Consider the following 3,625-nt stretch of genomic DNA (forward strand, 5'->3'; position numbering starts at 1 on the left):
GGGTCTCGATGATCCGGTCGATGACCTTGGTGCCGAGCCCTGGAACGCGCAGCAGCGCTTCGCGCTCGGCGCGGTTGACGTCGACCGGGAACCGGCCGCGGTTGCGCAGCGCCCAGGCTAGCTTGGGGTCGATGGCCAAATCCAGCATCCCGTCATTGCTGCCGTCCAGGATCTCCGGCTGCGAGAAACCGTAGAACCGCATCAGCCAGTCCGCCTGGTAGAGCCGGTGCTCGCGCATCAGCGGGGGCTTCCGCAGGGGCAACGCCGACGACGAATCCGGGATCGGGCTGAAGGCGGAGTAGTAGACGCGGCGCAGGTGATAGCTGCCGTAAAGCCGGGCGCTGGCGCGCAGGATGCCGTCGTCGGACGTTTTGTCGGCGCCCACGATCATCTGTGTCGACTGGCCGCCCGGCGCGAAGCGCTCACGCCTGCGGCTCTGCAAAGTGGGCTCGGCCTTCTCCTCGATCTTGCGGCGCAGCTTGGCCATCGAAAGCCGGATCGCTTCCGGCTTCTTTTCCGGCGCCAGTTTCTTCACGCCCTCGTCGGTCGGCAATTCGACATTGATCGACAATCGGTCGGCATAGAGGCCGGCTTTCTCGATCAGCTCGGCCGACGCCTCAGGAATTGTCTTCAGGTGGATATAACCGCCGAACTTCTCTTCGATCCTCAGCCTGCGCGCCACGTCGACCATCTCGCCCATGGTCTCGTCGGGCGAGCGGATGACGCCTGACGACAGGAAAAGGCCCTCGATGTAGTTGCGGCGGTAGAAATCCATGGTGAGCTTCACCACCTCCTCGACGCTGAAGCGGGCGCGCCGCACATTCGAGGACGAGCGGTTGATGCAATAGCTGCAGTCGTAGATGCAGAAATTCGTGAGCAGGATTTTGAGCAGCGATATGCAGCGCCCGTCCGGGGCGTAGGAATGACAGATGCCGGAACCCTCGGTCGAACCGATGCCGCCCGATCTCAGCGAGTCGCGCTTCGCCGAGCCGGACGAAGCGCAGGAGGCATCGTATTTGGCGGCGTCGGACAGGATCGCCAGTTTCTCGCGGACGGAAAGCATAGCCATTTGTTCATGATATGTTCCGAAGATGCAATTGGCTATAACTTTTGATTGCCGACGGCGAAACGTGATCGCCGCGCCTGTCGGCCAGCGCATCACACCTCGTGCAGATAGAGATGGTAATCCAGCTCGCTGACGGTGCGGGCGACACGCAGATATTCGGCCTGCTTGATCGCCACGAAGGTCCTGTGCAGGTCGGGGCCGAGCGCCGATTTCAGGAAATCGGAGGCACGGGCCGCTTCGATCGCGGCGCGCCAGTCGGCCGGCATGGCCGATTTCTCCGTCGCCTGCTCGTAGCCGTTGCCGGTCGTCTCGGGACCGGGATCCAGACCTTCATCCAGGCCTTTGACGATGCCGGCCAGCACCGTCGCCGCCACCAGATAGGGGTTGGCGTCGACGCCCGACGGCCGGTGCTCGATGCGGCGGTTCCTGGCATCGCCCGCCGGCACGCGCAACGCTACCGAGCGGTTGTTGACGCCCCATGTCGGCGCCACCGGCGCGTAGGATTGCGAGACGAAGCGCCGCCATGAATTGGCGTGCGGCGCAAACACCAGCATCGATTCCGCCATGGTGTGGATCAGGCCGCCAAGCGCGTTGAGCAGCTTGGGCGACCATTTCTCGCCGGTGGCCTCGGTGAAAACGTTGCGGCCGGAATCGTCCTGCAGCGAGACGTGGAAATGCATGCCGGAGCCGGCATAGGCCTCGATGGGCTTGGCCATGAAGCAGGCGGTGACGCCGTGCCGGCGCGCTTGCGCTCGCACCAGCCGCTTCAGCATCACGAGGTCGTCCGCCGCGCGCATCACGTCCTTGCGGTAGTTGAGCGTCAGCTCGTACTGGCCGGGCGCGTATTCGGAAATGACGGTTTCGGCCGGTATGCCTTGCGCCTTCGCCGCGGCGTAGATGTCGGAAAACAGCGGCTCCATGCCATGCAGATGGTCGACCGAATAGACCTCGGTCTTGGCCGAGCGGCGGCCGTCGAGCACCGCGCGGGCAGGCTGCACCTTGCCGTCCGCGTCGCGCTCATTGGACAGCAGGAAGAACTCAAGCTCGAAGGCACCGGCCGGATGCAGGCCGCGCGCGGCGAGCAATTCCACTTGCCTTGCCAGCACCAGCCGCGGGTCGGAGGTCATCGGCTGGCCGTCGAGATGGTACATCGACATCAGCAGCTGGCCGCGCGGTGGGCTGGTACCGTAGAGCGGCGCCAGCGTGCCCGGGATCGGCCATGCCCTGAGGTCGCCGTCGCCAGTGTCCCAAACCAGCCCGGTCTCGTGCACGTCTTCGCCGGTGATGTCGAGGCCGAGGATCGAGATCGGCAGATGCCGGCCGTTCTCGAAAATGCCCATCAGCTCGTGCCGGCGCACGATCTTGCCGCGGCCGATGCCGTTGGCGTCGGTAAGCACGATGTCGAAAGCCTCGATGTCGGGATGGGCGTCGAGAAAGGCTTTCGCCTCGGCCGGCGTCGAGCCGGAAGGCGAGGTGGTTACGGCGTTCGGATTGTCCATGCCTGCTTGTCTCACGCCGCAAGTTTGCCCGCAACCGCGGCGAAGGCGGCGATCAGCCGGCTCACTTGCGCTGAAGTCGTTGCCGGCGAGATCAGCATCATGTTGTGGAACGGCGCGATCAGCAGGCCGCGATTGACCAGCGCGACATGGATGGCGGCTTCCAGCTCCGGCGCATGCGCCTTCTCCGCCTCGCCACCATTGTGCAACGGTCCCGGCGCGCAGATGAATTCCACGCGCGCGCCGACCCGCGCGACATGCCAGGGCAGCTTGTTTCGCTGGATGACGGCGGAGAGCCCCGCATCGAGCCGGCGCGCCAGCCGGTCCATATGCGCGTAGGCCTCCTCGGTCATCACCTCTTCCAGCGTCGCGCGCATCGCGGCGAATTGCAGCGGATTGGCGGACAATGTTGTGCCCATGCCGGAATAGCCGGACTCCCTGGTCCGGTTGTAGGCGCCGTAGCGCGTGGCGACCTCCTCGCTCATGCCCCAGATGCTCGCCGGCACGCCGCCGGCCACCGGCTTGCCGAGCACGAACAGGTCCGGTTCCAGCCCGTGCTTCTTCGTATAGCCGCCGGGGCCGGTCGAGATCGTGTGCGTCTCGTCGATCAGAAGCAGCGTGCCAGCCGCGCGGGTAAGCCGCCGCAGCGCGTCGTGGAAGCCGGGTTCCGGCAGCACCATGCAGGAATTGGTCAGCACCGGCTCGGTGATGACGCAGGCGACGTCGCGGTCCGCGAGCGCTGCCTCCAAGGCTGGGATGTCGTTGAATTCGACGATCTTGGTAGCCCGCGTGAGATCGCGGAACTCGCCGGCGAGCCCAGGCCGGTTCACCGGCTTGCCGTCGATCAGCCGCACCATCGTCTCGTCGACCGAGCCGTGATAGCAGCCGTTGAAGACCAGGATCTTCTCGCGCCCCGTCACCGCGCGGGCGACGCGCAGCGCGAAGCGGTTGGCGTCGGTGGCGGTGGTGGCGATCTGCCAGTAGGGCAGGCCGAAGCGCTGCTGCAGGAGCGTGCCGATCGCCAGCGCGTCCTCGCTGGGCAACATATAGGTCAGACCTCGGG

Annotated in this window: 3 protein-coding genes; all 3 read right to left on the bottom strand. The window is 65.7% G+C overall.

The genetic code is table 11. The annotated features are described in order from the left end of the window. A partial coding sequence (locus tag EOD07_RS26680) for a putative DNA modification/repair radical SAM protein (RefSeq protein ID WP_127237539.1) occupies nt 1-1,069 on the bottom strand: 1,069 nt, incomplete at its 3' end. An 89-nt stretch (nt 1,070-1,158) separates the two neighbouring features. Continuing rightward, a complete protein-coding gene (locus tag EOD07_RS26685; RefSeq protein ID WP_127237540.1) occupies nt 1,159-2,565 on the bottom strand; it encodes a glutamine synthetase family protein in 1,407 nt (468 codons plus the stop codon). Nucleotides 2,566-2,576: 11 nt separating this feature from the next. Continuing rightward, on the bottom strand, nt 2,577-3,625 hold a 1,049-nt coding region (locus EOD07_RS26690; RefSeq protein ID WP_127237541.1), incomplete at its 5' end, for a transaminase.

The sequence above is a fragment of the Mesorhizobium sp. M2C.T.Ca.TU.002.02.1.1 genome (genome assembly GCF_003997225.1).